The following is a 26,560-nucleotide window of genomic DNA, read 5'->3' on the forward strand; positions in this document are numbered from 1 at the left end:
CGCCGAGTGGGGGACGCAGACAATGGGGAATGCACCGAACCCTGGTCACGGTCTGCGCACTCTCGACGGTCCTGTTCGTCGGCGGCTGGGACGGCGACCCGCCGGGCGAGGAGGCCGTGTCCCCGGACGACGTCGGACTCGGCACGGCCCAGGACGCCTGCAGTGACATCGGCCCCGACCGGGTCCCGGAGATCCCCGACCTCCCCGACGGCGGCGGCCTGATTCCCGACGAGACCACCACCGGGTACGGCTCCTACGTCCCGTACGACCCCTGCGAGGGCTTCGGCGAGTGAGAATCGCCCGGCGAAAGCCGTCGGACAAGTCGAAGAATCAGCCAAATACTGGCAGTGTGGGCGCATGGCTGATCGGGGAGCGAGCGCCCTGTCACTCCCGGACGACTGGCCCGCCCACCCGGACCCGGTTCTGGCGCTCAACCGCATGGGGACGTTCGACTGGGATCTGGACGCAGGCCTGTTCCACATGGACGCCGTGGCGTTCGAGATCTTCGATCTGCGCCCCGACGAGTACGACGGGCACCCCGAGAGCCTGGCCGTGCGGGTGCCCCCGATGGAGGGCCGCCGGCTCGACTCCGTCGTCAGCGAGGCGATGAAGGACGGCAGCGAGAACTACGGCGCGTACTTCCGCGTCCGCCGCCGTGACGGCACCCTGCGCTGGACCCACACCCAGGGCTACATCCGTCGCGACGACACGGGCCGCCCGCGCCGGATCATCGGCCTCGTGCGCGACGCCACGCAGGAGCTGCGGGACAGCCAGGCCCGTAGCGAACAGGCCGCCCAGGACGAGGTCCGGCGCCGCCAGACCAACGTCGTCACGGTCATCACGGCGGCCCTCGCCCACGCCCGCACCGTGGAGGACGTCATCGACGTCCTCACCGACTCCCACGGCGTGCCCCACCTCGGGGCGGCCAGCCTGGTCATGGGCCTGGTGGAGGCCGGCCGTATCCGGCTGGTCGCCGAGGGCCCGGCGGGCGCCTCCGTACCCGGCACCCGCATCACCCGTATCGACGAGCCCTACCCGATGGGCGACGTCGTACGGACCCTCAGCCCGCGTTTCATCGAGTCGCCGGAGGAGTTCGCGGACGGATACCCGATCCTGTGGCCGCACCTCACCGACCTGAAGATCACCTCGGCCGCCTATCTGCCGCTCATCGCGCAGGCCCGGCCGATCGGCGCGATGGGTCTGCTCTACAACGACCGGTACGGATTCTCGGCGGAGGACCGGGCCGTACTCGTCGCGCTCGGCACCAGCATCGCCCAGAGCCTCCAGCGGGCCATGCTCTACGAGCAGGAGAAGGACCTCGCCCAGGGCCTCCAGCAGGCGATGCTGCCCCGCTCCATCCCCGACGTGCCCGGCGCCGACATCGCCGTCCGCTACCGCGCCGCCTCCTCCGGCGGCCAGCTCGGCCGGGACATCGGCGGCGACTGGTACGACGTGATCCCGCTGCCGGGCGGCCGGGTCGGCGCGGTCATCGGTGACGTACAGGGCCACGACACCCACGCGGCGGCCGTCATGGGCCAGCTGCGGATCGTCCTGAAGGCCTACGCGTCCGAGGGGCACCCGCCCGCCACGGTGATGGCCCGTGCCTCCGTCTTCCTCCACGAACTCGACACCGACCGCTTCGCGACCTGCCTGTACGCGGAGGCAGACCTCTCCACCGGGGTGGTCCAGGCGGTCCGCGCCGGTCACCTCGACCCGCTGGTCCGGCGCGCCGACGGCACCTGCCACCGTGTCCGGGTCGACGGTGGGCTGCCGCTCGGCCTCTCCGCCGAGTTCGGGCGCCTCACCTACCCGGTGGCCACCCTCGAACTGGACCCCGGCGAGACCCTGGTGCTGTGCACGGACGGGCTCATCGAGCAGCCCGGCGCCGACCTCGACGACGGGCTGCGGACCCTCCGGGCGCTCATCGCCGCAGGCCCGGAGAGCGTCTGGGAACTCGCCGACTGCCTCATCGAGGTGGCCGACGAGCGAAGCGGGGACGACGACGTGGCCCTGCTGCTCCTGCGCCGCCGGGGACTGGCCGCCGTACAGTCCGCCGGCCGGCTCCAGCAGCATGTCGCGCCCGCCGACCCCGACGCGCTGAGCGAGGCCAGGCACATGATCGGCGCTGCGGTCCGGGCCTGGGGCGCCCGGGAATGCGCCGACGAGGTCGAACTGGTGGCCGACGAGCTGATCACCAACGCCCTGATGCACACCGAGGGCGCGGCGGTCGTCACCCTGCGCGTGCTGAGCGGCACGGAACGACGGCTGCGCGTCGAGGTCGAGGACTCCTCCAGCGCGCTGCCGCGCCGCCGGGAGGCGGGGGAGTCCGGGGTCTCCGGGCGTGGCCTGCTCCTGGTCGACCTCCTCGCGGACGACTGGGGCGTCGAGGCGCGGGGTGGCGGCAAGGTCGTGTGGTGCGAGTTCGCGGTGCCGCCCACGAGCTGAGCGCCGGGGCGCGCGGTGGCACTCTGGACGTATGCCGGAACTTCCCGAGGTCGAAGCGCTCAGGGTCTTCCTGACCGACCGGCTCGTGGGCCATGAGATGGTCCGCGTGCTGCCCGTCGCGATCAGCGTCCTGAAGACGTACGACCCACCGGTCACCGCCCTTGAGGGCCGCGAGGTCACCGCAGTGCACCGGCACGGCAAGTTCCTCGACCTGACGGCGGACGGCGGCCTGCACTTCGTGACCCATCTGGCCCGCGCGGGCTGGCTGCACTGGCGCGACCGCCTCCGCGACGGCCCGCCGAAGCCTGGAAAGGGCCCGCTCGCACTGCGTGTCGCCTTGGAGACGGGCGAGGGCTTCGACCTCACCGAGGCGGGCACCCAGAAGCGGCTCGCGGTGTACGTCGTACACGATCCGCAGGAGGTGCCCGGTGTGGCCCGCCTCGGTCCGGACCCGCTCGCCGACGACTTCGACGAGGCGCGCCTCGCCGGTCTGCTGACGGGGGAGCGGCGACAGCTGAAGGGCGCGCTGCGCGACCAGAGCCTGATCGCGGGGGTGGGGAACGCCTACAGCGACGAGATCCTGCACGTCGCGCGGATGTCCCCGTTCAAGCTGGCCGCCTCACTCACGCCGGAGGAGAACCGGCGGTTGTACGAGGCACTGCGCACGACGCTCACCGAGGCGATCGAGCGCTCCCGGGGCCTTGCGGCCGGACGCCTGAAGGCGGAGAAGAAGAGCGGCCTGCGGGTGCACGGCCGGACCGGCGAGCCCTGCCCGGTCTGCGGGGACACCGTCCGCGAGGTCTCCTTCAGCGACTCCTCGCTCCAGTACTGCCCCACCTGCCAGACGGGCGGCAGACCGCTCGCGGACCGCCGTATGTCACGCCTGCTGAAGTAGGCCGACGGGCAGCCCACGGCAGGCGTCCGTCGGGCTAGGGGGCGTCCAGGGTGACCAGGTGCAGGCCGTCGGTGGTGCGCAGCTCGTACTTGTCGATCTGGTCCGGGTGGAGGGTCGAGGCGCCCATCATCGTGCTCTCACGGGCGTCGTGCTCGGGCACGTTCCAGTTGGTCAGCGTCTCTTCCGTGCCGTCGTCCGCGATGGCGACGAGATGGCAGGCGCGGGGACCGGCGCCGTCCTTGACCTTCAGTTCGATCTGGCTGCCCCAGACCGTGTTCTCACTGGTGACCTGCGCCCAGACGCCGGACCGCTCGTCGGTCGCGGTGACCTGTTGCGTCCGGTCCGCGTCGCCGCTCGCCATGATCGCGATACCGGGCCCGGCCACGGCGAAGACCACCGAGGCGGCCACGGCGTACAACCAGCGCCGACGGCCGGCCCGCTGCCGGTTCGCGACTTCGCCGAGCAACCGGTCCAGAAGCCTGGGACCGGGTTGGGTCATGGGGTGCACGGAGCGCGGCGTGGCCCGCCGGTACAGCAGCAACTGCCGTGTGGCGGGACCGAATTCGGTTACATGGGCCGCGCACTGAGGGCACTCCATGAGGTGGTCCTCGAAGCGGTACGCGTCCGCCTCGTCGAGCACGCCGAGCGCGTATGCGCCGACGTCGCGATGCAGTTCCAGGGACCTCATGCCGAATCCTCGTGCCGATGGTACGGGTGGGGTGGTGTTGCTACCACCGGTACGCACCGGACCGCGGAATCACTCAAGCCCCATACCGAATCGAGACCAAAGGTGTTCGGAGCGGTGGGGACCGCGGATTGGTCGGATTCTAAAAAAGATGGATCGCCAGATGCCCGAGAGGCAGTCCCAGCCGCCAGGCCGGGGTCCACACCTTCGGTCCGTCGTCCTCACCGAGCACGGGCCCGCCTCCCGGTACGGCGTCCAGGTCCGGGGCGAGCAGCTCGGTCTCCTCCAGCCAGCGCCAGGCGGCGGCGGCCAGGTCCAAGTCCGGCGCCGGCGCCCTCGATTCGAGAGCATCGGCCGCCAACCTGGAAATACGTGTCCGGACCCAGTCCTGCCAGGGCTGGTCGTACGCCGTGAGCGAAAGCCACTTCTCCAGTTGAGTGATGACCCGGATGCCCGAGAGTTCACCGCTGGTGTCGGACAGGAAGATGGTGAGTGCCAGCGCGTCCCGACCCGCGCGGAACTCGAAGGACGTGGGCGGCATCAGGTCGCCCGTCCGCAACAGCTCGTCGGCGATGTACTCGGCGTACAACCAGGCCATGGGGACGGTGAGTTCGCCTCCGCCGGTGCCGTCGGTGCTCTCTTGACCTCTGTGCAGCATCCCTTCCTGCCTTCCTCCGGTGCGTGCGCGTCGCCCGACCCCGGGCCTCCGGGACTTCGCCCGGTTCGGACACGGATGAAGACAGCTGATTGCTCAACCATGGTCCTCAGCAAGGCACTTTACCGAGGTTTGACCGGGCCATTGGTTTCACCGCAGGTCGGCCGCATAACCCGGAAGGACTCGGCGCAGGGCGCGCAGTGCGTAGTACGCGCGGGACTTCACCGTACCGGGCGGGATACCCAGTGCCGCGGCGGCCTCCGCCACACTCGCCCCCTGGAAATACACCAGCACCAGGACTTCACGGTGCTCGGGAGTGAGTGTCTTCACAGCCTCTCGCACATCGAGCGTCGCCGCGGACCGTTCCGCGTGATCGGCGCACACCCGCGCGTTCTCCAGGATCGCGTCCCCGACCTCGGCCGGCCGCGCCTGCCGGGCCCGCCGAGCGTCGATGGCGAGCCGCCGACCGACGGTCAGCAGCCACGGCCGTACGGAGTCGAAGGCGTCGGCGCGCAGCGCCTCGGGGTGCTGCCAGGCGCGGACGAGGGTTTCCTGCACCAGGTCCTCGGCGCGCTGCCGGTCGCCGTCGCACAGGCGCAGCAGCAGGGCGAAGAGCGGTCGGCCGTGCTCGCGCTGCAGCGCGGCCAGCTCGTGCTCGGCGGTCGTCGTCCCGTGGGTGATGGTGGTTCCGGCCGTCATGGCCGTATGGCATCGCAGGGTCCCGATTCGGGACAGAGCGTGGACCGGAGTGTGCGGCGGACGGTCGGACCCGTCGACGAACGGTGCGACGAACGGTCCGAACGGTGGGTTCCTCTTCTGAACGGCCGCTTCCCCGTTTGAGGCCGTATGCGGATTCGTACAGATACATATGTACATACGACCGCGACGGAGTGAGTCGATGATCATGCGCAGCCGACCGACGACCAGGGGACTGGCGGTGGCCCTTCTGGTCGCGGCCACCGCCGCCTGCCAGGGCGGACAGCCACCGGGCGCGACCGGACGTCCCGGGGCGCCCCCACCCACCCGCGGCTTCACCCTCCTCGCCTCCGGCGACGTCCTGCCGCACGACTCGGTCATCGCCCGCGCGAACGCCGACGCGGGCGGTACCGGCCACGACTTCCGCCCGATGCTGGCCAGGATCGCCCCCGTCGTTTCCCGCGCCGACCTCGCGCTCTGCCACATGGAGACCGTGTACGGAGCCGACGGCGACTACAGCGGCTACCCGGCCTTCAAGTCCCCGCCCCAGATCGCGCAGGCCCTGGCCGACACCGGCTACGACGGCTGCTCCACCGCCTCCAACCACACCCTGGACGACGGCGCGGGCGGCATCCACCGCACCCTGGACGCCCTCGACCGGGCCGGCGTACGGCACGCGGGATCGGCACGCACGGCGGACGAGGCGGGCGCGGTCACGCTGCTGCGCGCGGGCGGCGCCCAGGTCGCCCACCTCTCCTACACCTATGACACCAACGGTTATCCGCTGCCCGCCGGGCAGCCCTGGGCCGTCAACCTCATCGACGAGAACCGGATCGTCGCCGACGCCCGGGCCGCCCGCCGGGCCGGCGCCGATGTCGTCGCCGTGTCCCTGCACTGGGGCACCGAATGGCAGGACGAGCCCGACGAGACCCAACTGGGCCTGGCAGACCGGCTCACCGCCTCCCGTACCGACGACGGCCGTCCCGACATCGATCTGATCCTCGGCACCCACGCCCACGTCCCGCAGGCCTACGAGAAGGTCAACGGCACCTGGGTGATCTACGGCATGGGCGACCAGATCGCGGGCGCGATGACCAACCACGAGGGCCAGAGCGACCCGCGCGGCAACCAGGGCACCCTCGGCCGCTTCACCTTCGCCCCGCCGGCCCGCGAGGGCGACCGCTGGGAGGTGACCCGCGCCGAGTTCGTGCCCCAGGAGTACGACCTGGACACGGGCCGGGTGGTCCTGCACTCTCCCGGGGGACGGCCCCAGGACCCCCGGCAGGAAGGCATGTCGGTTGCCGTGCGCGACCGTATCCGGGATGTGGTCCTGAGCCGGGGAGCGGGCCAGGACGGCCTGACGATGGGCCGGTAGGACCCGCTACGGGACGACCGTGACCGGCCAGCGGCCCGCCTTCACCAGCCGGACCGCGACCGAACCGATGATCCGGTGGCCCGCCTGCTCGGACGTGCCGACGACCACGGCGTCCGCCTTCAGGTCGTCTGCGGCCTTCACCAGACCCGCGTACGGGTCCCCGCGCAGGGTGTGGAACTCCCACCGGACATCGAATATCCCCTTGACCTGCTCGGTCGACTGCCGGATCTGCCCGATGAGATCCTCCGCGATGCTCTCCGTCGTCTCCGCCACGGGCGCCCCGAACGCGGCGCCCGCCGTCAGCACCGGCTGTACGTAGACCAGCGCGAGCAGCGCGTGCTGGCGCCGGGCCAGCCCCGCGGCGTAGGCGGCGGCACGGAGCGAGGAGTCGGAGCCGTCGACACCGACCACGATGACCTTCGGGCCGTCCGTACCTCGCTCGAACTGATGCTCGCCCCGGGGTGAATGCTGGTGTTCCGTCACGCTGCGAGGCTATCGGGAGCAGGGGGTCCACAGGGCACGCGGGGCGCGCGTGAACAGCACCCTGGCGCCGGGAACCGGCCGTCGTAGGCAGCAGGGAGGCGTGGGCGCGTACTGGTCCCAACGGGTGCTTTCCTGCCGCCGCACCGGTGTCGATGCGGGGCGGCAGGACCGGACCGGGCGACTGATGACTCATGACGAAGGATCAGTTGCTCACACGGCGCCGGGCGTTGATGATCGGCGGAGCCGCCGCCGTGGGAGCGGCCGGTACGGCCGCGCTGCTCACCACCGGCCAGGACACGACCCCGGCCGCCAGGCCCGCCGCCCCCGCCGCGGGCCCCCCGGCACACCGCGCGCTCAAGCCCTCCGCGTACCGCCTCGAACCCCTCACCGGTTACGGCCCGCCGCGCACCGTCGCCCACGGGCGCACCCTGGTCCGCCACGAGCCGCTGCTGCGCGTGTCCGGACGGGGCCGCACGATGGTGCTGACCTTCGACGACGGCCCGGATCCCCGCTACACCCCGGACATCCTGCGGACCCTGCGCGAGCACGATGTCCGCGCGATGTTCTTCGTGTGCGGGGAGATGGCGGTCGACAACAAGGACCTGCTCGCCGAGATGACCGAGGACGGACACGTCGTCGGCAACCACACATGGTCCCACCCGCTGCTCACCCGCCTCTCGCGCTCCGAGATCCGCTCCCAGATGGTTCGCACCAGCGAGGTCGTCGAGGACGCCTGCGGTGAACCGCCCGTCTGGTTCCGCGCGCCCTACGGCGCCTGGAACCGGACCGCCTTCCAACTCGGCGCCGACCTCGGCATGGAGCCGCTCGCCTGGACCGTCGACACCCTCGACTGGATGACCCCCGGCGCCCGCACCATCGCCGACCGGGTCGAGCGCGGCGCCGCCCCGGGTGTCGTGGTGCTCTCCCACGACGCCGGCGGCGACCGCTCGCAGAGCGTCCGGGCGCTGCGCGACTATCTGCCGGAACTGCTGGACTCCGGATACCACATCACCGTACCGACCCGGCATTACACGTAACCGGATTGCCGGGACGGGCTTTCGCCCGCCCGGTCGGGGAACGCTCAGCGAACCTCGACCAGGCGGGCGAACACCACGACATTCCCGTTGTATCCGTTCTGCTTGGAGAAACCGCCCCCGCAGGTGATGACCCGCAATTCCGGGGTGTTCCTGCTGCCGTAGACGCGGTCGCCGGGGAAATTGTTCTTCTCGAAGACCTCGATGCCGTAGATCTCGAAGACGGCGACCTTTCCGTCCTGGCGCTGGACCTCGACGCGATGACCTTTTTTGAGGGCCCCCAGTCCGTAGAACACGGCGGGGCCCTGTTTGTTGTCGACATGCCCGACGACCACCGCGGTGCCCTTCTCGCCGGGGGACACGGCGCCGGTGAACCAGCCGGCCAGGTTCGGGTCCTCCGGCGGCGGGGCGTCCACCCAGCCGGCCGCGTCCAGACCAACCGGCAGCACCGGCGCGTCGACCGAGATCGCCGGGATCCGCACCCGGTCGACCACGGAGTACGGCAGAGCGGCCGGGACATTGGAGAAGGTGCCGCCCGGGAGACGGCTGTCCGCTGCCGCCGCCGACGCGGGCTGTGGCGGACCCACGTCGAACTCTCCCGAACCGTTTCGGATGAGAGCGAGGCCGGTCAGCAGAACAAGCGCTATCACGCCCCACGGAGCGCGCTTCTTCCGCCGCTCCTCTTCTTCCGCCAGCTCGGACCCGTACATTCGCCATCCCCTCTCGACCCGGCCGTCGCCGTGTCAATCGCGCATACGAGAACGCTAAGTGCCCGACGGGAAACCGGCGACGGGGCAGCAGCGAACGGGTGGCGGCTGTGTCGTTCGTGAGCCATCCGGGTCGGCGTCGCAAGTATTTTTTCTGACGGTCCGTGACCTGCGGCAATATCTGATTGTGCGGTCTTGTGTCGGCGTGTCCCTCACCAGGACGGACCATTCCCGAAATGCGGCTGCGCGCATGGCATCTGAGGGTTCGTCTGGGAGGCGTTTTCTCGCCGATCGACCGGGGACGGGTCCCGGGGCGCCTTCCGCGGAGGTTCACATGCGTACTACTCGTGCCCTGGTGGTGTCTGCCGCCACGGCTGCCGCGGTGGGGCTCGCCGCCCCGGCGGCCTCGGCCTGGGACCAGCCGTCCAGCGTCACCGCCGCCCCCAGCGTCATCGCGCCGGGCGGTCAGCTGGTGCTTACGGCCAATGGCTCGGCCTGTGCCATGAAGGACAGCACCATCAGTTCCAACGCCTTCCCGACGACCAAGTTCAAGTCGATGAACGGCAACTCGGCGACGGCGACGGTGACCGTCAATTCGAACGCCACCGCGGGTTCGTACAGTGTCACGACGAATTGTGACAACCAGTCCAGGTCCTTCACCAGCGTGTTCACGGTCATCGGTGGCGTCCGAGGCGGTCTCGGTGGCAGCAGCTCCACCGGGGCCACCCCGACCGACATGGCGATCGGAGGCGGGCTGGTGGCCGCCGCGCTCGTCGGCGGTGGTGTGTTCTGGATGCGCCGCCGGTCCGAGAACCGGATCTGACGCTCACTCCTGCGGAGCGCGGACCGCACGTCGACAGCCCTTCGCCCCGGAACCCGTCAGGGTCCGGGGCGAAGGGCTGTGCTGGTGCCGCCGGTCAGGCGTTGTCGTCGCTCGGGCGACGGCGCGAGAAGTGGTACGCCACCGCCAGCGACCCCGCGATCAGTGCCGCGCCGAGACCGATCTCCTTGAGGTCGAAACCGGCGACGCTGCCTCCTTCACCCGCGTGCACCCCGCGCTGGATGGGCAGGGGGTAGTGCGTCGGGTCGCTGGGGTGTCCGACGGCGATGGTGAGGTCGGTGTGGCCGCTCTCGCCGCCGCATGTGAACGTCACCCGGTACGCGGCCCCCGGCTTGGCGTCCCAGTCGACCTTCGCCGTCGCCGACGAGTGCCCCTTGGGGATGGTGACCGGATCGAAGACACCGGAGGAGACCCGGGTGTCGTCGTTGCAGTTGTCCACGCGCAGGGTGACCTGTCCGCCCGCCGCGATGGTCGAGGGCGCGACACTGAAGCCGAACGAGGTGACGTTGTTGTTCGTGACGGCCGCCTGAGCGGCGGGCGCGGTGCAGGCGAGGGCGGTGACGCCCAGCAGTGCGGCCGAGGCGACGCGTATCGCGTGCATATGAGTCCTCCGGGTCCCCGAGGAGCAGCTGCGGACCTTTTCCGCTCGCGCCGTACCGGTCGCGCCAGAAATGCACCTCGATATCCGAAACGCTAGGAACGCGTGTGCGTACGCGCGATCGGTGTCGTGCGAATGGGGCACGGGTGTGGGCCGCTCAGGGGATCTCGTTGGGCGAGCCGGGGGACACGCGCGCGTGGCGGGTGTCCCCCGTGGATGCGTCCGGTGAGGAACCGTCAGCCGGTCGTCACCGGACCATGTGCGGTCAACGTCAACGGCCCACGCCCGGGAAGAGCGTCAGGAACGGATCCGCCGTGGCCGTGATGCCACGGCTGTAGGGCGCGTCGAAGTCCCAGATCAGGAAGAGCAGAAAGGCGATCAGGGTCGAGAAGAGCCCGGCCAGGATCAGTTCGCGCGGTGTACGGCGGATCTGGAGGGCGAAGATCATGCCGACCGTGATCATGGCCCCCGCGATCAGACCGAACCACACGACGCCGGGCATGGTCGGCCCGGTCGAGTCGGCGCGGGCCGTGCGTGCCTGGTCCGCCGCGGTCACCTGGTCGAGGAGCGGCTGGTAGGCCTGCGCCTGGAAGTCCGTCGTCGGCTCGTAGTCCGTGACGTCGACGCGGATGCGCTGCAACAACTGGTCGCCGCGCTTGGTGACCTGGCCGTTGTCGGCCATCTCCTGCCACTCGGTTTTGACGACGTGTCCGACATAGGCGTTGACGTCGTCCCGAATACGGTCACGGACGTCCGGCGGATACACCCGGACCCGTTCCGAGATCTCGTGCAGCGCGTGGGCCTCGTTGGACACGTGGTCCTGGGCGACGCCGCGCGCCTCCCAGACGCCGGCGATGGCCAGACCCAGCACGATGGCGTACACCACCCCGATCCACATCGTCATGTACTCGATGACGTCCGGGGTGTCGGACGGATCCTCGTCGTCCGGGGCCCTGCGGTCCCGTACGAAGGTGATGAGGATGACGACCGCGCACGCGGCCGCGATCGCGACGGCGAGAACAAGCCATTCCGACAAGGGGATGTCTCCTAGGGGTCAGCGCGGACGCAGTGCGGCGACGGCGATCACGGCGGGCACGGTGACGAGCAGGGTGAACGAGACCAGCGACGGGCCGCTGCGGACGGTCCGTTTGCGGGCGGACACGTGGTACGGCGGATAGCTCACCGGAGCCGGTGAGGCGGTCGGGCCCGGCTTCGAGGTGCGCGTGGGTGTGTGCACGGGGGCGGGTGCGGGAGCCGGGGGCGGCGGACTCGGGGTCGGCCGCGGGGCCGGGGCGGGCGGTGCGACCGGTCGCGGCGGTGCCGGCGTCGGCTTCTGCGGGGGAGTGGGCTCAGGGGTCGGGGTCGGGGTGGGCCTCGGTTTCGGTGGTGGTGGCGGTTCCGGCGTGGGTGTGGGCGTCGGTGGGGGAGTAGGCGTGGGTGTCGGAGTGGGCGTCGGTGTCGGGGTCGGTGTCGGGCAGGGCGGGGGTGGTGTCGGGCTCGGGCACCAGGAGCCGGTGCCGACGACGACGGCCGTGCCGTTTCCGGTGACGGCTGCTCCACCGTTGCCCACGCCGACCGACCAGCCGTCTCCGGCGGCGACCGGGACACCGGTGCCTACCGTGACCGTGGCGCCGTTCCCTGTGACCGTCACCGAGGTGCCGCTGCCCGAGCCGGTCGAGACGGAGACGCATGTCTTCGCGTCGGCCGTGCCGACCGGCACGCCGACGAGCAGCCAGGTCAGTGCCAGCAGTGCCAACAACCGTATGGCGAGGGCGAATCGGGTCCGTGTGGGTCCATACACGACGAAGATCATGTGTGCTGGGTGCTCCCGCGCGCGCGGGAGCGCGAGGAGATTGCCCCGAACGAGTGACATATGTCGTGCAGCGGTTTGGATCACGCGTTCTAGGTGTGGCTGGTGGTCGTCCTCGTGTGCGAGTTGTGGCGGGTGGTCCGGGTGTGGCCACAGGGTTCGGAAAGAATTTTGTGCGGTGGTTGAACGGAGTGACCATCCCCGCCCGTACCTAGGACCGTGCGGCGGCCCAGCAGGGCGTCGCAACACCCTAATGATTACGGGGAGTACGTAATGAAGACCTCCTGGCGGAGCGCCTCACTCGTAGCGTCAGCTGCGGCCGTGCTGGCGCTGACGACGGCGTGCGGTCAGGAAAAGGGCGCCGACACGAGCAGCCAGAACGTCGGCGCGGCGGCACCGGCCGCCGGTGGATACGGTTCTGTGGCCGGCACGGGCACGGCAGGCACGGGTACCGGTACGGACACGGGTACCGACACCGGTACGGAGGCCAACGGCGAGCAGGCCGCCGCCGGTGGCTCGGCCGCTGCCGGTCAGTTGAACGTGGTCACGAACGCGCAGGTCGGCAAGGTGCTGGCCAGCAACAGCGGTCGTACGCTGTACCGCTTCGACCAGGACACGGCCGAACCGCCGAAGTCCAACTGCGACGGCGACTGCGCCACCGCCTGGCCGCCGGTTCCGGCGGACGATGTCACGGCCGGTGCCGGTATCGATGCCGCGCTGCTCGGCGAGGTGACCCGTTCCGACGGCACCAAGCAGCTCACCGTCGGCGGCTGGGCCGCCTACTACTACGCCAAGGACACCGCGCCCGGCGACATCAAGGGCCAGGGTGTGGGCGGCAAGTGGTACGGCCTCGCGCCCGACGGCAAGAAGGCGACGCTCGCCTCGCTGCCCGGCCTGTCCACCCGCAACGACCCCAAGCTCGGGACGATCGTCGTCGACAAGAACGGCATGACGGTCTACCGCTTCCTGAAGGACGAGGCCTGGCCTAAGCCGGTGTCCGCCTGTGTCGGTGCCTGCCTGGACAAGTGGCCGGTCGTCGAGCCGGTCGCCTTCAAGAACACGAAGGGCATCAAGGAGAAGGGCTACATGAACTTCACCCGGCCCGACGGTGCCGAGCAGCAGACGCTCAACTGCTCGCCCATCTACACCTTCATCAACGACAAGAAGGCCGGCGACACCAACGGCCAGGGCGTCGGCGGCACCTGGTACGCCGTGGCACCCGACGGCAAGCTGGTCGGCGCGCCGAACCAGTAACAGCCGAACCGGCGACAGGGGAGACCGACTTCTCCGGGCCTGTTCCCTCCGTCCCGCACAGTCCGTGCGAGCCGGAGGGAACAGGCCGCTTCGGCATGTCCGGAAGTCATCCGTAGGCAGGGCGATTTGCCGGTGAATCGTCCCCGACTCGCCGTATTTCAACGGGGAGTCGGCGGCGACTGCTTCGTAACCCTTGAGAACTCTTTGCAATGCTCCGGATACTTTTCGTAGGGGAGTTCGCGGTACGTCAATTCGGCACGTGCCGCAGGCAGTGACCGGGAACGGATGGTCAATTTCCGTTTAGGCTCGCCCCTTTGGCAGGCGATCAGTAACCTCAGCTCGAACACTGGAGCGCCAACGCCTGCCAACTCCTGGGAGATAGATAGATGGAGCGTCCTGCCTGGGCCCCCCGGGGCATCGACATCTCGGTGCCGAGCGTTTCCCGGATCTACGACTTCTACCTGGGCGGATCGCACAACTTCGAGGTCGACCGGGAAGCGGCCCGCAGGGCCATGGAGTTCATGCCGGGACTTCCGAAGATCATGCAGGCGAACCGCGCGTTCATGCGCCGGGCCGTCCGCTTCGCCGCAGCCGAGGGCATCACCCAGTTCCTCGACATCGGCTCCGGCATTCCCACCTTCGGCAGCGTCCATGAAGTGGCCCGGGAGGTCAGCCCCGAGGCGCGGGTGATGTACGTCGACCACGACCCGGTTGCCGTCGCACACAGCCAGGCGGTCCTGGCCGGGGACGAGCGGGCGGACGTCCTCGCCGCCGATCTGCGCAAGCCCCGGGAGATCCTGGACAGCCCCCAGGTGCGGGCTCTGATCGATCAGAACCGGCCAGTGGCCCTGCTTCTCGTTGCCATACTGCATTTCGTGGAAGACATGGACGACCCGTACACGGCGGTCGCCGAGCTGCGCGACGCGCTCGCTCCCGGCAGCCTGCTCGTCCTGACGCATGCCTCGTACGAGGGAATCCCGCTGCCGCAGGAGCGGGCCGAGGGCGCGGTCGACGTATACAAGGGCATTCGCAATCCGCTGGTCATGCGCTCGCGCGAGGCGATCGCGCGGTTCTTCGAGGGGTACGACATGGTGGAACCGGGACTGGTGCCCATGCCGCAGTGGCGGCCGGAGACGGCGCCGGAGGACGAGGACGCGTACTCCTTCTCCGGATTCGCCGGCGTGGGGCGCAAGGCGTGACCGCCGAGCCGGACGGCCCTCAGGACAGACTCCGCAGGTTCGCGACCATCTGGAGCCGGGCGGTCTACCAGGTGACCTCCACGTCACTCACCCGGGTGGAGTTCGAGGAGCAACTCCTGCCGCTCGCCGGGCGGTTGAGCCAGGCGCTGCTGGCCAGGACGTTCGACGCGGAGGAGGGCCGGGCGGTCGGCGCGGCGCTGGTCTCCGCGCACTGCACCGACCCCGAGGCGCTCAGCCGCTCGCTCGACTGCGTGGACGCCTATCTGGTGCTGTACTGCGGCGAGGACGGCCCCCAGGAGGACCTCCGCGCCCGTTCGGCGAGGCTCCAGCACGCCATGTCCGCCGGATACGCCGCCGCGCTGCGCGACCGGACACTGGCCGAGCAGGAGGCGATCGCATGGGCCGCGCAGACCGCGCGCAGCGCGGTCGCCGAGGCGCTGCACGACAGCGAGGCCCGCTTCCGGGCGGTCTTCGAGGGTGCGGCCATAGGCATCGGCATCGCCGACCTCGACGGCAACATCCTCCAGATCAACGGCGCGCTGCAACGCATGTTCGGCGGCTCGGAGCAGACCGTACGGGGCCGCAATGTCACGGACTGGACCCATCCGGACGACGCCCCGCAGGTCTGGCGGCTGTACGACGAACTCGTCCGCGGCGAGCGTGAGCACTACCACGTCGAGAAGGCGTTCTACCGCCCCGACGGAACGGTCCTGTGGACCAACCTCACGGTCTCCCTGCTGCGCGACGCCGACGGCCGGCCGCAGTACCAACTGGCCCTGATGGAGGACACCACCGAGCGCCGTCTCCTCAACCTCCGGCTGCGGTACGAGGCCACGCACGACGCGCTCACCGGGCTGCCCAACCGCACCCTGTTCTTCGAACGCCTGGAGAAGGCGGTGTCCGCGGGCGAGGGCCAGCGCTTCGGCCTGTGCTATCTCGACCTCGACGGCTTCAAGACCATCAACGACAGCCTCGGCCACGCGGCCGGCGACCGGCTGCTCGTCGAGGTCGCCGACCGGCTGCAGTCCTGTGCGACGGCGCCGGGCGAGATGGTGGCCCGGCTGGGCGGCGACGAGTTCGTGGCGCTGACCACCGGCCCCGACACCGAGCGCGAGGTCGACGAACTCGCCGCCCGCATCATGAACGCGATGATCGCGCCGGTCAGTGTCGACGGCCGTGAGCTGACCGTGCGCGGCAGTATCGGCATCGTCGAGGGACCGGCGGGGGAGCGCGGCCCGGCGGAAGTACTGCGCAGCGCCGACATCACCATGTACCGGGCGAAGTCGGCGGGCGGCAACCGCTTCGAACTGGCCGACCCCGAGGCAGACTTGAGGGCGATCACCCGCCACGGGCTGACCACCGCGCTGCCGGCCGCCCTGGACCGCAGCGAGTTCTTCATCGAGTACCAGCCGCTGGTCCACCTCGGTGACGGCAGCGTCCGCGGCGCGGAGGCACTGGTGCGCTGGCTGCATCCGCAGCACGGTGTCCTCGGCCCGGACCGCTTCATCCCGCTCGCCGAACACACCGGCCTGATCGTCCCGCTCGGCCGCTGGGTCCTGGACCAGTCGGTGCGGCAGGCCCGCGACTGGCAGGAACAGTACGGGGGACACCCGGCCGGGGGCCCGCTGCGCATCAACGTCAACCTGTCCCCGTGCCAGCTCACCCACCCCGGTCTGGTGCAGGACACCGTCGACATCCTGGAACGCGCGGGTCTGGAACCCGAGGCCCTGTGCCTGGAGGTGACGGAGTCGGCGTTGATCGGCGCCGACGACGACCTCCTCAAACCCCTGCGCCGCCTCGCCGAGATGGGCGTGGACATCGCCCTGGACGACTTCGGCACCGGCTACTCGAACCTCGCCAACCTGCGCCGCCTGCCGGTGAGCATCCTCAAGCTCGACCGCTCCTTCACCCAGGGGATGCAGCAGTTCCCGGCGGACCCCGTCGACCTCAAGATCGTCGAGGGAATCGTCTCCCTCGCCCACAGCCTGAACCTCACGGTCACGGTCGAGGGCGTGGAGACGGGCGCCCAGGCCGAACAGCTCCGCATACTGGGCTGCGACACGGCCCAGGGCTGGTACTACGCCCGCCCCGGCCCGCCGGAACGCCTGCACGACCTGGCACTGGTGGACGCGACGGGCTGAGCCGACAACTCGGTTGCGGGGGCGCCGGGGTCACCCGCGATCATGTGCGGGTGACCCAGGAATCAGCTGACGTGAACGAGGCCATCGCGGGCGAACTGCGCCTGATGGACCCCGCCTTCCGTTCCTCCGGCGAGGTCGCCCGCCTGTTCGACCCCGAGTTCGTGGAGGTCGGCGCCTCCGGCCGGCGCTACACGTACGAGGAGACGATCACCGGGCTTCCCGGCAAGCCGGGCAGTTCGACGGACGGCCCGCGCTACGAGCCGTCGGCGATCACGGGCGTGCTCCTGGCCCCCGGCCTGGTGCACCTCACCTTCGAGACGGTCTTCGACGGCCACCGGGCCCGCCGCAGCTCCCTGTGGCGCAAGCGGGACGAGGAAACGGGCTGGCGCATGTACTACCACCAGGGCACCCCGGTGCCGCCGAATCAGACCTGACGGGCAGCGCGCCCTGTAGGGGCGCGGGGAACTGCGCGACCAGCCACGGACGGCCTGAGCTGTGCCCATGACCCGAGCCGCCCCTCCCGCAGCCCGGCGCAGCGCCCCTCACCGCTCCAACAGCATCCGCTGCAACTCCCGTGCCGCCCGAGGCGGAGCCACATCACTCCGGTGGGCCAGGGCGATCGCCCGGAACAACCCCGGCCGGGCCAACGGCGTCACCCGCAGCCCGCGCCCCGACCGGCTCGCCACCATGCGCGGTACGACGGCCACGCCCAGCCCCGCCCGCACGAACCCCAGCACCGCGTCCATCTCACCGCCCTCCACCGCGAAGTCCGGCTCGAACCCGGCGGAGCGGCATGCGGCCACGGTCAGTTCGCGCAGGTCGTAGCCGTGCCGGAACATCACCAGTCGCTCGCCCTCCAGGTCGGCGACGCGGACGGTCCGCCGGCCCCGGCCGGGTGCGGGTGCCTCCGGGGACGACACCACCACCAGGTCCTCGCGCAGGATCTCCACCGTGGTCAGCGCCGGGGACGGGGTCGGCAGCGGGAGGACGACCAGGGCCAGGTCCAGGGCGCCGCGCGCCAGCTCCCGTACGAGGTCGTGCGAGCCGCCCTCCTCGATCAGCAGCCGGATGCCGGGATAGCGGTCGTGGAAGGCGCGCAGCACGTCCGGCAGCAGACCCGTGCACAGGCTCGGCGTCGCCCCCAGCCGGATCCGCCCGGACCGGAGCTGGACCAGTTCCTGCACCTCGTGCCGGGCGGTGTCCGCGTCGGCCAGGATCCGCCGGGCCAGCGGGAGAAGTGCCTCGCCGGCGTCCGTGAGGGTGATGTTGCCGCGTGCCCGCAGGAACAGTTCGGCCCCCAACTCCCGTTCCAGCGACTTGATCTGCTGGGAGAGCGAGGGCTGCGCGACATGGACGAGATCCGCGGCGCGGGTGAAGTGCCGGGTCTCGGCGACCGCCACGAAGTACTGGAGCTGCTGGAACTGCATGCGTCCAGCATAGGCCGTGCATAGGCACTGGCTATGGAAACGAGCCGGACCATGTCTTGGACCGATCGGGGTTCCGCCGCCTAGCGTCTTGGCCATGGCTCTGGCAACGCGGACGGACCGACGGTCGTCCATGGCACGCACGGTGTGGGACAGCTCCGTCGGCAAGAAGACCGTGATGGCCGTGAGCGGTCTGATCATGCTGCTGTACCTCGTCGTCCACATGATCGGCAACCTGAAGATCTTCTTCGGACCGGGCGAGTTCAACCACTACGCCCACTGGCTGCGCACGGTCGGCGAGCCCTTCATGCACTACGAGTGGACGCTCTGGCTCATCCGGATCGTCCTCGTGGCCGCCGTGGTGGCCCACGCCACCTCCGCCTACCAGCTCAGCCGCCGCGACATCCGGGCCCGGCCGAGCAAGTACGTGCACAGGAAGGCGCGGACGAGCTACGCGACGCGCACCATGCGCTGGGGCGGGACCATCCTCGGTCTCTTCATCGTCTGGCACATCCTCGACCTGACCACCGGCACCGTCCACTCGGGCGGCTTCCAGCCGGGCCACCCCTACCAGAACGTCGTCGACACCTTCTCCACCTGGTACGGCAACGTCATCTACATCGTCGCGATGCTCGCCCTCGGCCTGCACATCCGGCACGGATTCTGGAGCGCGGCCCAGACCCTCGGCGCCGGCAGCCGCACCCGCGACCGCGCCCTCAAGACCGTCGCCAACGTACTCGCGCTGCTGCTCACGGCCGGTTTCCTCGCCGTACCCGTGGGCGTCATGACCGGAGTGGTGAGCTGAAATGACCTCTGAATACAGCGAGTTCACGACCGGTGAGCCCCTCGTCGACCACAAGGCGCCCGCCGGGCCGGTGGGCGAACGCTGGGACAGGCGCCGTTTCGAGGCCAGGCTGGTCAACCCCGCCAACCGGCGGGGGCACACCGTCATCGTCGTCGGCACCGGCCTCGCGGGCGGCTCCGCCGGAGCCACGCTCGCCGAACAGGGCTACCACGTCGTCCAGTTCTGCTTCCAGGACTCCCCGCGCCGGGCCCACTCGATCGCCGCCCAGGGCGGCATCAACGCGGCGAAGAACTACCGCAACGACGGCGACTCCGTGCACCGGCTGTTCTACGACACCGTCAAGGGCGGCGACTTCAGGGCGCGCGAGTCCAACGTCCACCGGCTCGCGCAGATCTCCGTCGAGATCATCGACCAGTGCGTCGCCCAGGGCGTTCCCTTCGCCCGCGAGTACGGCGGACTGCTCGACACCCGTTCCTTCGGCGGCGTCCAGGTCTCGCGGACCTTCTACGCCCGCGGCCAGACCGGACAGCAACTGCTGCTCGGCGCCTACCAGGCCCTCAGCCGGCAGATCGCCGCCGGGAACATCGAGATGCACGCCCGCACCGAGATGCTCGACCTGATCGTCGTCGACGGACGGGCCCGGGGGATCGTCGCCCGTGACCTGATCACCGGGGAGATCTCCAGCCACTTCGCGGACGCCGTCGTCCTCGCCTCCGGCGGCTACGGCAACGTGTTCTACCTCTCCACGAACGCCATGAACTCCAACGCCACCGCCGTCTGGCGGGCCCACCGGCGCGGCGCCCTCTTCGCCAACCCCTGCTTCACGCAGATCCATCCGACGTGCATCCCGCGCACCGGCGAGCACCAGTCCAAGCTCACCCTGATGAGCGAGTCGCTGCGCAACGACGGCCGCATCTGGGTGCCCAAGGCCCAGGGGGACCGGCGGCCCGCGAACGAGATCCCCGAGGACGAGCGCGACTACTACCTGGAGCGCATCTACCCCTCCTTCGGCAACCTCGTGCCGCGCGACATCGCCTCCCGCGCCGCCAAGAACGTGTGCGACGAGGGGCGCGGTGTCGGACCCGGCGGACAGGGCGTCTACCTCGACTTCGCCGACGCCATCGCACGGTTGGGCCGCAAGGCCGTCGAGGAGAAGTACGGCAACCTCTTCGACATGTACGCCCGGATCACCGCCGAGGACCCGTACACGGTCCCCATGCGGATCTATCCCGCCGTGCACTACACGATGGGCGGCCTCTGGGTCGACTACGACCTCCAGACCACCGTCCCCGGCCTGTTCGCGATCGGCGAGGCCAACTTCTCCGACCACGGCGCGAACCGGCTCGGCGCCTCCGCGCTGATGCAGGGCCTGGCCGACGGCTACTTCGTCCTCCCGGCCACCATCAACGACTACCTGGCCCGCCACCCCGGCCGCGATCCCGTCGACGCCCAACACCCCGTCGTACAGGAGGTGTTGGCGGAGACCGAGGACCGGCTGAACCTCCTTCTCTCCGTCGACGGCGACCGCACGCCCGACTCCTTCCACCGTGAACTCGGCGAACTGATGTGGGAGTTCTGCGGAATGGCGCGGAGCGACAGCGGCCTGCGCAAGGCACTGGAGCGCATTCCGCAGATCCGCGAGGAGTTCTGGCGGCGGATCAAGGTCCCGGGCACCGGAGAGGAGTTCAACCAGTCGCTGGAGAAGGCGAACCGCGTCGTCGACTACCTCGAACTCGCCGAGCTGATGTGCCTCGACGCCCTGCACCGCGCCGAATCCTGCGGCGGCCACTTCCGCGAGGAGTCCCAGACCCCCGACGGCGAGGCGGAGCGCAGGGACGAGGAGTTCTCGTACGCCGCCGCCTGGGAGTTCACCGGGACGGGCGAGGCCCCGACCCTGCACAAGGAAGACCTCGTCTTCGAGTACGTCCACCCCACCCAGCGGAGCTACGCATGAAGCTCACCCTGCGCGTCTGGCGGCAGCGCAACGCCGACGCCGACGGCGCCATGTCCACGTACGAGGTGGACGGCATCTCGGCCGACATGTCCTTCCTGGAGATGCTCGACACCCTCAACGAGGAGCTCATCCTCAAGGGCGACGACCCGGTCGCCTTCGACCACGACTGCCGCGAGGGCATCTGCGGTGCGTGCTCGCTCGTCATCAACGGCGACGCGCACGGGCCCGAGCGCACCACCACCTGCCAGCTCCACATGCGGTCCTTCGCCGACGGCGACACGATCGACGTCGAGCCGTGGCGCGCCGCCGCCTTCCCGGTGGTGAAGGATCTCGTCGTCGACCGGTCGGCCTTCGACCGGATCATCCAGGCCGGCGGCTACGTCACCGCCCCGACCGGCGCCGCCCCCGAGGCCCACGCCACCCCCGTACCGAAACCGGACGCGGACTTCGCCTTCGAGCACGCCGAGTGCATCGGCTGCGGGGCCTGCGTGGCCGCCTGCCCGAACGGGGCGGCGATGCTCTTCACCTCCGCCAAGGTCAACCACCTGAACGTCCTGCCGCAGGGCGCGCCCGAGCGCGAGACCCGCGTCCTGGACATGGTCGCGCAGATGGACGAGGAGGGGTTCGGCGGCTGCACCCTCGCCGGGGAGTGCGCCACCGCCTGCCCGAAGGGCATCCCCCTCGTCTCCATCACCGGGATGAACAAGGAGTGGCTGCGAGCCGCTCGGAGAGAGGCGAAGCGATAGGGCCGTTGTCGGGTGCGCGTCCCGTCGTGGCTGGTCGCGCCCACCCGGCGGAGCCGTAAATGTCTCAGCCCCGCGCCCCTGTCAGGGCGCTCCAGTGACCGTTCGCCGACAAGGGTGCGGACGGGTGGGACCGGCAGTGGTGCTCATTGCCGGTCCCACCAGGCACCCCTGGCATTCAACAAGCTCACACCCGATCGCTCTTCGAGAGTCACGCGCAGGACAGCCGCAGTCGGAAGAACTGATACGGCCGGACGTAACGGGACCGGCCAGCTCAGCCCCCGCCGTCCCCGGCCCGTGACCAGGAGAGAGCCATGACCGGCGTTTCCACCATCGAACGTCCTCCGCTCCCCGCCACACCCACCCGCTACACCGTCACCCTCGCCCGCGACGAGGACGACGTACGAGCCGCACAGCGGCTGCGCCACGACGTCTTCGCCGGTGAGCTCGGCGCCCTGCTGTCCTCCCCGCAGCCCGGCCTCGACATCGACCCCTTCGACGCGTACTGCGACCACCTGCTGGTCCGTGACACGTTCACCGGCCAGGTCGTCGGCACCTACCGGCTGCTGCCCCCGGAGCGGGCCGCGATCGCCGGACGCCTGTACTCCGAGGGCGAGTTCGACATCTCTCCGCTCGACGCGATCCGCCCCGGCCTGGTCGAGGTCGGCCGCTCCTGCGTCCACCCCGACCACCGGGACGGCGCGGTCATCGGCCTCGTCTGGGCCGGGATCGCCCGCTACATGGTCGACCGGGGCCACGACTGGCTGGCCGGCTGCTGCTCCATCCCGCTCTCCGACGGCGGCACGCTCGCCGCCGGCACCTGGGACCGCGTCCGCGACCGGCACCTGGCTCCGGAGGAGTTCCGGGTACGCCCGCTGCTGCCCTGGTCCGCCGAGGGCGTGGCCCGTCCGGCCGGCCGCACCGAGCTGCCCCCGCTCCTGCGTGGCTACGTCCGCCTGGGCGCCTGGGTCTGCGGGGAGCCCGCCCACGACCCGGACTTCGGGGTCGCCGACCTCTACGTGCTGCTGTCGATGCGCCGGATCAACCAGCGCTATCTGCGGCACTTCCTCTCCCTCGTCCCGGCCTGATGAGCGTCTGGCTGCCCAGCGCGCCCTGCACCCCGAGGACGTGTGTGGAGACGACGGGTTCCGCGACGGCCGCACCCCTGGCCGTGCTGCGGCTGGTGACCGTCCTGGTCGTGCTGCTCGCGGGCATCATGCTGTGCCCGCTCGGCAGGCTGATCCCCGCCGGGTGGGTACGGCGCTGGGCCCGCACCATCGTGCGGGCCGCGGGCGTCCGGCTCCGGGTGACCGGTCCCAGCGCGCCCACCGGAGGCGTGCTGCTGGTCGCCAACCACATCTCGTGGCTGGACATCCCGCTGCTGGCCGCCGTACGGCCGGCGAGGATGCTGGCCAAGGCCGAGATCCGGCGGTGGCCGGTGGCGGGCGCGCTGACCGCGACCAGTGGTGCGCTGTTCATCGAGCGCGACCGGCTGCGGGCACTGCCGCAGACCGTCGCGAGGATCGCCGACGCGCTGCGGGCGGGCACGGCGGTCGTTGCCTTCCCCGAGGGCAGCACCTGGTGCGGCAAGGCGCAGGGCCACTTCCGCCGCGCGGTGTTCCAGGCCGCGCTGGACGCAGGGGTCCCCGTCCAGCCGGTGCACCTGCACTACCGGCTCGCCGGGGGAGCGGCCAGCACGGCGCCCGCCTTCGTCGGCGAGGACTCCCTGCTCACGTCGGTGTGGCGAGTGGTGTCGGCCCGCGGGCTGGTGGCCGAGGTCGAGGTACGGGACGCCATAGCACCGGGGAGCCATCGGGACCGGCGCGCCCTGGCCAGAGCTGCCCAGCCGCCGCTCCTCGGCCCGCACCGGCCCTCGCCGGCCGAGGCACGGCACGCCGATACGCCGGGCAGCCGTCCGGATCGGCTTGCTCCGGCCCGGACGGCTGATGCCGGACGGGCAGTCGGCTCCGCCGCGTAGGCACGCCCTGCGGCGGCCGGTCGCGCAGTTCCCCGCGCCCCCGAAGAATGAGGCCGGCTGTGCCGCCTCTTCTTCGGGGGCGGTCGGCCGGGGGTTCGCCGCTCGACTGAGCCGTTCAGCCCGCCCGAGAGATCCCATGTATGGAATCGCAGTTGATCGTGGTGGGGTGATCTTTCGGGATCAACACCTCTGAGAGCCTGCTGTTTTTTCGTGAATTTGGGTCAATCTCGTCTCAACTGTAGACGCGGCCATGGTCGTTCTCCTATAAATCCATCCGATGTCTTCTGTTGGGTGATGCGGAGCACGGCCGCCATGTCGGCGTTCCGCTCCTAGCGCCCTGTCATCCCCCTCTGACACATGGAGCCGCACCATGTCCTCTGCCTCCCTCAGCAGACGCTCTCTGATGAAGGCCGCCGCCCTTGCCGGTGGAGTCGCCGCCTTCGGGCTGCCGCAGGCTCTGTGGCCCTCCGCCGCCGAGGCGTACACCGTCCCCTCGAAGATGGACTGGTGGTACCAGGCCCGGTTCGGGATGTTCATCCACTACGGGTCGTACTCGCAGCTCGGCCAGGGCGAATGGGCGTTCACCAACTCGCGGTGGAGCAAGGCGAACTACCAGACCCAGGTCACCCAGAACTTCAACCCGAGCCAGTTCAACGCCGCCCAGATCGCCGAGCTGGCCAAGAACGCCGGCATGAAGTACCTCGTGATCACCGCCAAGCACCACGAGGGCTACGCGATGTGGGACTCCAACGTCCCGGGCTTCACCGACGCCACCGGCACCAAGCAGTACAACCTGCACGACTTCGGCGGCGTCCAGACGGACCCGCTCATGCAGCTCAAGTCCGCGTGCGAGAGCCGCGGGATCAAGTTCTGCCTGTACTACTCGATCCTCGACTGGGACCACCCTTCCCAGACCGACCGCCACGACAACGGCCTCACGACGATGTCGTCGCAGGCCGCCCGCACCGCCTACATCAACGACATGAAGGCGCAGCTCCAGGAACTGCTGGACCGATACGACCCGGCCCTGCTGTGGTTCGACGGCGACTGGTTCAACGAGCCTGCCAGCGCCACCCTGGAGCACTGGTGGCTGGAGTCGGACGGCGTCGATCTCTACAACTGGCTGATCGCCCGCAAGCCCGGCCTCATCGTCAATGAACGGGTCAAGCGGGGCCACCGTCTCGGCGACTACGACGTCGCGGAGTTCGGGATACCCGACGAGCCGATGGGCCGGCCGTGGGAGCGGTGCGTCACCATGAACGACGCCTGGGGCTACAACGCGTCGAAGGAGAACTCCTACAGATCCGTCAAGGACATCATCCAGGAGCTCGTGACGGTGGTGTCCCGGGACGGCAACCTCCTGTTGAACATCGGCCCCAAGGGCGACGGTTCGGTCACGGCGGGATCCCAGACCGTCCTGAACGGCCTGGCCTCATGGATGTCGACGTACAGCGACAGCATCCACGGCACCAGCAGCAGTCCGTTCACCACCGAGCCCTCGTGGGGGAGGCTCACCAGGAAGAACGGCAAGCTCTTCGCCCATGTCTTTGCCTGGCCCACGAACGGCCGGCTCCAGATACCGCGGATCGACAACACGATCAGCCGCGTCTATCTGTTGAACAACCCCTCCGCCTCGCTCTCGTACACCGTCACCGACAAGATCAACGTCACCGTGCCGGCCACCGCGCCGAACGCCAACCTCTCGGTGGTGTGCGTCGAGGTCCAGGGCATGCCCACGACGGTTTCACCGAGCGTGTTCCAGAACGTCGACTACCAAGGCACCCGCGCCGCTCTGCAACTGGGCAGCTACACCTCCTCCCAGCTGTCCGCCGCCGGTCTGGGGCCCGCCGCGGCCTCCTCCGTCCTGGTGCCCGACGGCTACCAGGTGACCGGCTACTCCGGCGACAACTTCACCGGCACCGCCTGGACGTTCACCTCGAACAACCCCGACCTCCGGGTGACCGGCAACAACGACGCCATCGCCTCACTGAAGGTGACGTTCAACCCGGCCGGATACTTCCGCCTGGGCAACGTCACGAGCGGTCTGGTGCTGGACAGCGGCGGCAGTTTCACCAGCGGCTCGAACCTGAAGCAGTGGGAGCCGGTGGACAACGCCAACGTCCAGTGGCAGGCGATCGAACTCGGCAACGGCTACTACAGGCTCGTCAACCGCACCAACGGCATGGTCGCCGACGGCTGGGGCGCCACCGCCAACGGCGATCCGGCCCGGCAGGCCGCCTGGAACAGCGGCACCAACCAGCAGTGGCAGATCACCCACCGCGGCCAAGGCCAGTACTCGGTCACCAACCGCACCACCGGACTGGCCCTCGACGGCGGCGGCATGGTCGCCGCAGGGTCCGTGGCCAAGCAGTGGACGTGGCAGCAGCACAACAACCTGCTGTGGACGTTCAAGCCGGTCGGCTGACAGACACTGCCCCTTCCGCATGCCGACGGTCTTCGGCGGTGGGCGCCCACCGGCCGGTAGGTGCCCACCGACAGCGGTTGCGTCCCTGGAGACGGTGTACGACGCCGCCCGTGCCGGCCCGGATCGGTGCGGGCCGCGGCTGCCACGGCCGCGGCCCGCACGATGGGCGCGGAACCGGCGACCCCGGGCACGCCATGGTGTTCGGAGACCCGGTACCGGTGGAAACCGGGTGGCTCCGCCTCCCGGGCCGGTGCGACGGTGTCCCGCAGAGCCCCGGCTTCCGGGACCGGTCGAGCAAGGAGAACCGGGTCGCGGACAGCACCGGACCCGGTCGCCGTGATCGCACCGGATGACCTGGTGGGTTCGGCACAACGGCTCCGGACGGCTCCGGACGGTCTCGGATGTGCCCTGCC

General features: G+C 70.2%; 26 protein-coding genes and 1 pseudogene. 16 read left to right on the forward strand and 11 right to left on the reverse strand.

Features of this window, described 5'->3' with window-relative positions; translation table 11 throughout:
• Positions 1 to 29: 29 nt before the first annotated feature.
• The 3 genes from OHN74_RS38725 to OHN74_RS38735 all read left to right on the forward strand — a co-directional run bounded on the left by OHN74_RS38725 (position 30) and on the right by OHN74_RS38735 (position 3,340).
• Positions 30 to 293 carry a hypothetical protein gene (locus OHN74_RS38725; protein ID WP_327699223.1) on the forward strand — a complete coding sequence of 88 codons (264 nt, stop codon included), beginning with the start codon at positions 30 to 32 and terminating at the stop codon, positions 291 to 293.
• Positions 294 to 357: 64 nt separating this feature from the next.
• On the forward strand, positions 358 to 2,445 hold the full coding sequence (locus OHN74_RS38730) for a SpoIIE family protein phosphatase (protein ID WP_327699224.1): 2,088 nt from the start codon (positions 358 to 360) through the stop codon (positions 2,443 to 2,445).
• Between the two features lie 31 nt (positions 2,446 to 2,476).
• Positions 2,477 to 3,340, forward strand: a complete 864-nt coding sequence (locus tag OHN74_RS38735; protein WP_327699225.1) for an Fpg/Nei family DNA glycosylase — start codon at positions 2,477 to 2,479, stop codon at positions 3,338 to 3,340.
• Between the two features lie 34 nt (positions 3,341 to 3,374).
• Here OHN74_RS38735 and OHN74_RS38740 read toward each other — a convergent pair whose 3' ends face one another.
• The 3 genes from OHN74_RS38740 to OHN74_RS38750 all read right to left on the reverse strand — a co-directional run bounded on the left by OHN74_RS38740 (position 3,375) and on the right by OHN74_RS38750 (position 5,379).
• Positions 3,375 to 4,028, reverse strand: coding sequence for an anti-sigma factor family protein (locus OHN74_RS38740; RefSeq protein ID WP_327699226.1), 654 nt, complete (start codon positions 4,026 to 4,028; stop codon positions 3,375 to 3,377).
• 139 nt (positions 4,029 to 4,167) lie between these two features.
• Positions 4,168 to 4,683: a hypothetical protein gene (locus OHN74_RS38745; RefSeq protein WP_327699227.1), complete on the reverse strand. Its 516-nt coding sequence runs from the start codon at positions 4,681 to 4,683 to the stop codon at positions 4,168 to 4,170.
• A gap of 147 nt (positions 4,684 to 4,830) precedes the next feature.
• Positions 4,831 to 5,379, reverse strand: coding sequence for a sigma-70 family RNA polymerase sigma factor (locus OHN74_RS38750; protein WP_327699228.1), 549 nt, complete (start codon positions 5,377 to 5,379; stop codon positions 4,831 to 4,833).
• Between the two features lie 199 nt (positions 5,380 to 5,578).
• Here OHN74_RS38750 and OHN74_RS38755 point away from each other — a divergent pair, with 199 nt between their 5' ends.
• Positions 5,579 to 6,751: a CapA family protein gene (locus OHN74_RS38755; RefSeq protein WP_327699229.1), complete on the forward strand. Its 1,173-nt coding sequence runs from the start codon at positions 5,579 to 5,581 to the stop codon at positions 6,749 to 6,751.
• A gap of 6 nt (positions 6,752 to 6,757) precedes the next feature.
• On the opposite strand, the gene OHN74_RS38760 is transcribed toward OHN74_RS38755, so the two are convergent.
• The gene (locus tag OHN74_RS38760; protein WP_327699230.1) at positions 6,758 to 7,234 is read right to left on the reverse strand and encodes a universal stress protein; all 477 of its coding nucleotides are present in this window, start codon (positions 7,232 to 7,234) and stop codon (positions 6,758 to 6,760) included.
• 191 nt (positions 7,235 to 7,425) lie between these two features.
• Between OHN74_RS38760 and OHN74_RS38765 the strand changes: the two genes are divergently transcribed.
• Complete coding sequence (locus tag OHN74_RS38765) at positions 7,426 to 8,271, forward strand: polysaccharide deacetylase family protein (protein ID WP_327699231.1); 846 nt, start codon at positions 7,426 to 7,428, stop codon at positions 8,269 to 8,271.
• Between the two features lie 44 nt (positions 8,272 to 8,315).
• Here OHN74_RS38765 and OHN74_RS38770 read toward each other — a convergent pair whose 3' ends face one another.
• On the reverse strand, positions 8,316 to 8,978 hold the full coding sequence (locus tag OHN74_RS38770; RefSeq protein WP_327699232.1) for a class F sortase: 663 nt from the start codon (positions 8,976 to 8,978) through the stop codon (positions 8,316 to 8,318).
• A 331-nt stretch (positions 8,979 to 9,309) separates the two neighbouring features.
• On the opposite strand from OHN74_RS38770, the gene OHN74_RS38775 reads away from it, so the two are divergent.
• Positions 9,310 to 9,798, forward strand: coding sequence for a hypothetical protein (locus OHN74_RS38775; RefSeq protein ID WP_327699233.1), 489 nt, complete (start codon positions 9,310 to 9,312; stop codon positions 9,796 to 9,798).
• A 94-nt stretch (positions 9,799 to 9,892) separates the two neighbouring features.
• Here OHN74_RS38775 and OHN74_RS38780 read toward each other — a convergent pair whose 3' ends face one another.
• The 4 genes from OHN74_RS38780 to OHN74_RS38795 all read right to left on the reverse strand — a co-directional run bounded on the left by OHN74_RS38780 (position 9,893) and on the right by OHN74_RS38795 (position 11,919).
• Entirely contained in the window at positions 9,893 to 10,417 is a 525-nt protein-coding gene (locus OHN74_RS38780) for a hypothetical protein (protein WP_327699234.1), read from the reverse strand.
• A gap of 268 nt (positions 10,418 to 10,685) precedes the next feature.
• The gene (locus OHN74_RS38785; protein ID WP_327699235.1) at positions 10,686 to 11,450 is read right to left on the reverse strand and encodes a bestrophin-like domain; all 765 of its coding nucleotides are present in this window, start codon (positions 11,448 to 11,450) and stop codon (positions 10,686 to 10,688) included.
• A gap of 18 nt (positions 11,451 to 11,468) precedes the next feature.
• A complete protein-coding gene (locus OHN74_RS38790) occupies positions 11,469 to 11,651 on the reverse strand; it encodes a hypothetical protein (RefSeq protein ID WP_327699236.1) in 183 nt (60 codons plus the stop codon).
• A gap of 112 nt (positions 11,652 to 11,763) precedes the next feature.
• Complete coding sequence (locus tag OHN74_RS38795; protein ID WP_327699237.1) at positions 11,764 to 11,919, reverse strand: hypothetical protein; 156 nt, start codon at positions 11,917 to 11,919, stop codon at positions 11,764 to 11,766.
• A gap of 578 nt (positions 11,920 to 12,497) precedes the next feature.
• Here OHN74_RS38795 and OHN74_RS38800 point away from each other — a divergent pair.
• The 4 genes from OHN74_RS38800 to OHN74_RS38815 all read left to right on the forward strand — a co-directional run bounded on the left by OHN74_RS38800 (position 12,498) and on the right by OHN74_RS38815 (position 17,252).
• The gene (locus OHN74_RS38800; protein WP_327699238.1) at positions 12,498 to 13,478 is read left to right on the forward strand and encodes an SCO0930 family lipoprotein; all 981 of its coding nucleotides are present in this window, start codon (positions 12,498 to 12,500) and stop codon (positions 13,476 to 13,478) included.
• Positions 13,479 to 13,864: 386 nt separating this feature from the next.
• Complete coding sequence (locus tag OHN74_RS38805; protein WP_327699239.1) at positions 13,865 to 14,677, forward strand: SAM-dependent methyltransferase; 813 nt, start codon at positions 13,865 to 13,867, stop codon at positions 14,675 to 14,677.
• Complete coding sequence (locus OHN74_RS38810) at positions 14,674 to 16,818, forward strand: putative bifunctional diguanylate cyclase/phosphodiesterase (protein ID WP_327699240.1); 2,145 nt, start codon at positions 14,674 to 14,676, stop codon at positions 16,816 to 16,818. The genes OHN74_RS38805 and OHN74_RS38810 overlap by 4 nt, the downstream gene beginning before the upstream one ends.
• Before the next feature lie 50 nt (positions 16,819 to 16,868).
• A complete protein-coding gene (locus OHN74_RS38815) occupies positions 16,869 to 17,252 on the forward strand; it encodes a nuclear transport factor 2 family protein (protein WP_327699241.1) in 384 nt (127 codons plus the stop codon).
• Between the two features lie 108 nt (positions 17,253 to 17,360).
• Here OHN74_RS38815 and OHN74_RS38820 read toward each other — a convergent pair whose 3' ends face one another.
• Entirely contained in the window at positions 17,361 to 18,245 is an 885-nt protein-coding gene (locus tag OHN74_RS38820) for a LysR family transcriptional regulator (RefSeq protein ID WP_327699242.1), read from the reverse strand.
• Between the two features lie 130 nt (positions 18,246 to 18,375).
• On the opposite strand from OHN74_RS38820, the gene OHN74_RS38825 reads away from it, so the two are divergent.
• From OHN74_RS38825 to OHN74_RS38850, 6 genes are all read left to right on the forward strand, one after another.
• Complete coding sequence (locus OHN74_RS38825) at positions 18,376 to 19,047, forward strand: succinate dehydrogenase (protein ID WP_327700418.1); 672 nt, start codon at positions 18,376 to 18,378, stop codon at positions 19,045 to 19,047.
• 1 nt (position 19,048) lies between these two features.
• Entirely contained in the window at positions 19,049 to 21,001 is a 1,953-nt protein-coding gene (locus OHN74_RS38830; RefSeq protein ID WP_327699243.1) for a fumarate reductase/succinate dehydrogenase flavoprotein subunit, read from the forward strand.
• Positions 20,998 to 21,747 (forward strand): succinate dehydrogenase/fumarate reductase iron-sulfur subunit, encoded by a 750-nt coding sequence (locus OHN74_RS38835; RefSeq protein WP_327699244.1) that lies wholly within the window; start codon positions 20,998 to 21,000, stop codon positions 21,745 to 21,747. The genes OHN74_RS38830 and OHN74_RS38835 overlap by 4 nt, the downstream gene beginning before the upstream one ends.
• Positions 21,748 to 22,058: 311 nt before the next feature.
• Positions 22,059 to 22,832 carry a GNAT family N-acetyltransferase gene (locus tag OHN74_RS38840; RefSeq protein ID WP_327699245.1) on the forward strand — a complete coding sequence of 258 codons (774 nt, stop codon included), beginning with the start codon at positions 22,059 to 22,061 and terminating at the stop codon, positions 22,830 to 22,832.
• A complete protein-coding gene (locus tag OHN74_RS38845) occupies positions 22,832 to 23,722 on the forward strand; it encodes a lysophospholipid acyltransferase family protein (protein WP_327699246.1) in 891 nt (296 codons plus the stop codon). The genes OHN74_RS38840 and OHN74_RS38845 overlap by 1 nt, the downstream gene beginning before the upstream one ends.
• A gap of 370 nt (positions 23,723 to 24,092) precedes the next feature.
• Positions 24,093 to 26,147 (forward strand): alpha-L-fucosidase, encoded by a 2,055-nt coding sequence (locus OHN74_RS38850; protein ID WP_327699247.1) that lies wholly within the window; start codon positions 24,093 to 24,095, stop codon positions 26,145 to 26,147.
• Positions 26,148 to 26,244: 97 nt separating this feature from the next.
• Here the strand turns inward: OHN74_RS38850 and OHN74_RS38855 are convergent.
• A pseudogene (locus tag OHN74_RS38855) lies at positions 26,245 to 26,469 on the reverse strand (LLM class flavin-dependent oxidoreductase); the annotation flags it as partial.
• Positions 26,470 to 26,560: the final 91 nt, after the last annotated feature.

Origin of the sequence: Streptomyces sp. NBC_00459 (assembly GCF_036013955.1) — a bacterium.
In the GTDB taxonomy this organism is placed as follows: Bacteria; Actinomycetota; Actinomycetes; order Streptomycetales; family Streptomycetaceae; genus Streptomyces.

Excerpts from the sequence above, each read along its gene's own strand:
- OHN74_RS38725 (WP_327699223.1), top strand. The coding sequence starts at position 30 with ATGCACCGAACCCTGGTCACGGTCTGCGCACTCTCGACGGTCCTGTTC.
- OHN74_RS38730 (WP_327699224.1), top strand. The coding sequence starts at position 358 with ATGGCTGATCGGGGAGCGAGCGCCCTGTCACTCCCGGACGACTGGCCC.
- OHN74_RS38735 (WP_327699225.1), top strand. The coding sequence starts at position 2,477 with ATGCCGGAACTTCCCGAGGTCGAAGCGCTCAGGGTCTTCCTGACCGAC.
- OHN74_RS38740 (WP_327699226.1), bottom strand. The coding sequence starts at position 4,028 with ATGAGGTCCCTGGAACTGCATCGCGACGTCGGCGCATACGCGCTCGGC.
- OHN74_RS38745 (WP_327699227.1), bottom strand. The coding sequence starts at position 4,683 with ATGCTGCACAGAGGTCAAGAGAGCACCGACGGCACCGGCGGAGGCGAA.
- OHN74_RS38750 (WP_327699228.1), bottom strand. The coding sequence starts at position 5,379 with ATGACGGCCGGAACCACCATCACCCACGGGACGACGACCGCCGAGCAC.
- OHN74_RS38755 (WP_327699229.1), top strand. The coding sequence starts at position 5,579 with ATGATCATGCGCAGCCGACCGACGACCAGGGGACTGGCGGTGGCCCTT.
- OHN74_RS38765 (WP_327699231.1), top strand. The coding sequence starts at position 7,426 with ATGACGAAGGATCAGTTGCTCACACGGCGCCGGGCGTTGATGATCGGC.
- OHN74_RS38770 (WP_327699232.1), bottom strand. The coding sequence starts at position 8,978 with ATGTACGGGTCCGAGCTGGCGGAAGAAGAGGAGCGGCGGAAGAAGCGC.
- OHN74_RS38775 (WP_327699233.1), top strand. The coding sequence starts at position 9,310 with ATGCGTACTACTCGTGCCCTGGTGGTGTCTGCCGCCACGGCTGCCGCG.
- OHN74_RS38780 (WP_327699234.1), bottom strand. The coding sequence starts at position 10,417 with ATGCACGCGATACGCGTCGCCTCGGCCGCACTGCTGGGCGTCACCGCC.
- OHN74_RS38800 (WP_327699238.1), top strand. The coding sequence starts at position 12,498 with ATGAAGACCTCCTGGCGGAGCGCCTCACTCGTAGCGTCAGCTGCGGCC.
- OHN74_RS38805 (WP_327699239.1), top strand. The coding sequence starts at position 13,865 with ATGGAGCGTCCTGCCTGGGCCCCCCGGGGCATCGACATCTCGGTGCCG.
- OHN74_RS38820 (WP_327699242.1), bottom strand. The coding sequence starts at position 18,245 with ATGCAGTTCCAGCAGCTCCAGTACTTCGTGGCGGTCGCCGAGACCCGG.
- OHN74_RS38825 (WP_327700418.1), top strand. The coding sequence starts at position 18,376 with ATGGCACGCACGGTGTGGGACAGCTCCGTCGGCAAGAAGACCGTGATG.
- OHN74_RS38830 (WP_327699243.1), top strand. The coding sequence starts at position 19,049 with ATGACCTCTGAATACAGCGAGTTCACGACCGGTGAGCCCCTCGTCGAC.
- OHN74_RS38835 (WP_327699244.1), top strand. The coding sequence starts at position 20,998 with ATGAAGCTCACCCTGCGCGTCTGGCGGCAGCGCAACGCCGACGCCGAC.
- OHN74_RS38840 (WP_327699245.1), top strand. The coding sequence starts at position 22,059 with ATGACCGGCGTTTCCACCATCGAACGTCCTCCGCTCCCCGCCACACCC.
- OHN74_RS38845 (WP_327699246.1), top strand. The coding sequence starts at position 22,832 with ATGAGCGTCTGGCTGCCCAGCGCGCCCTGCACCCCGAGGACGTGTGTG.
- OHN74_RS38850 (WP_327699247.1), top strand. The coding sequence starts at position 24,093 with ATGTCCTCTGCCTCCCTCAGCAGACGCTCTCTGATGAAGGCCGCCGCC.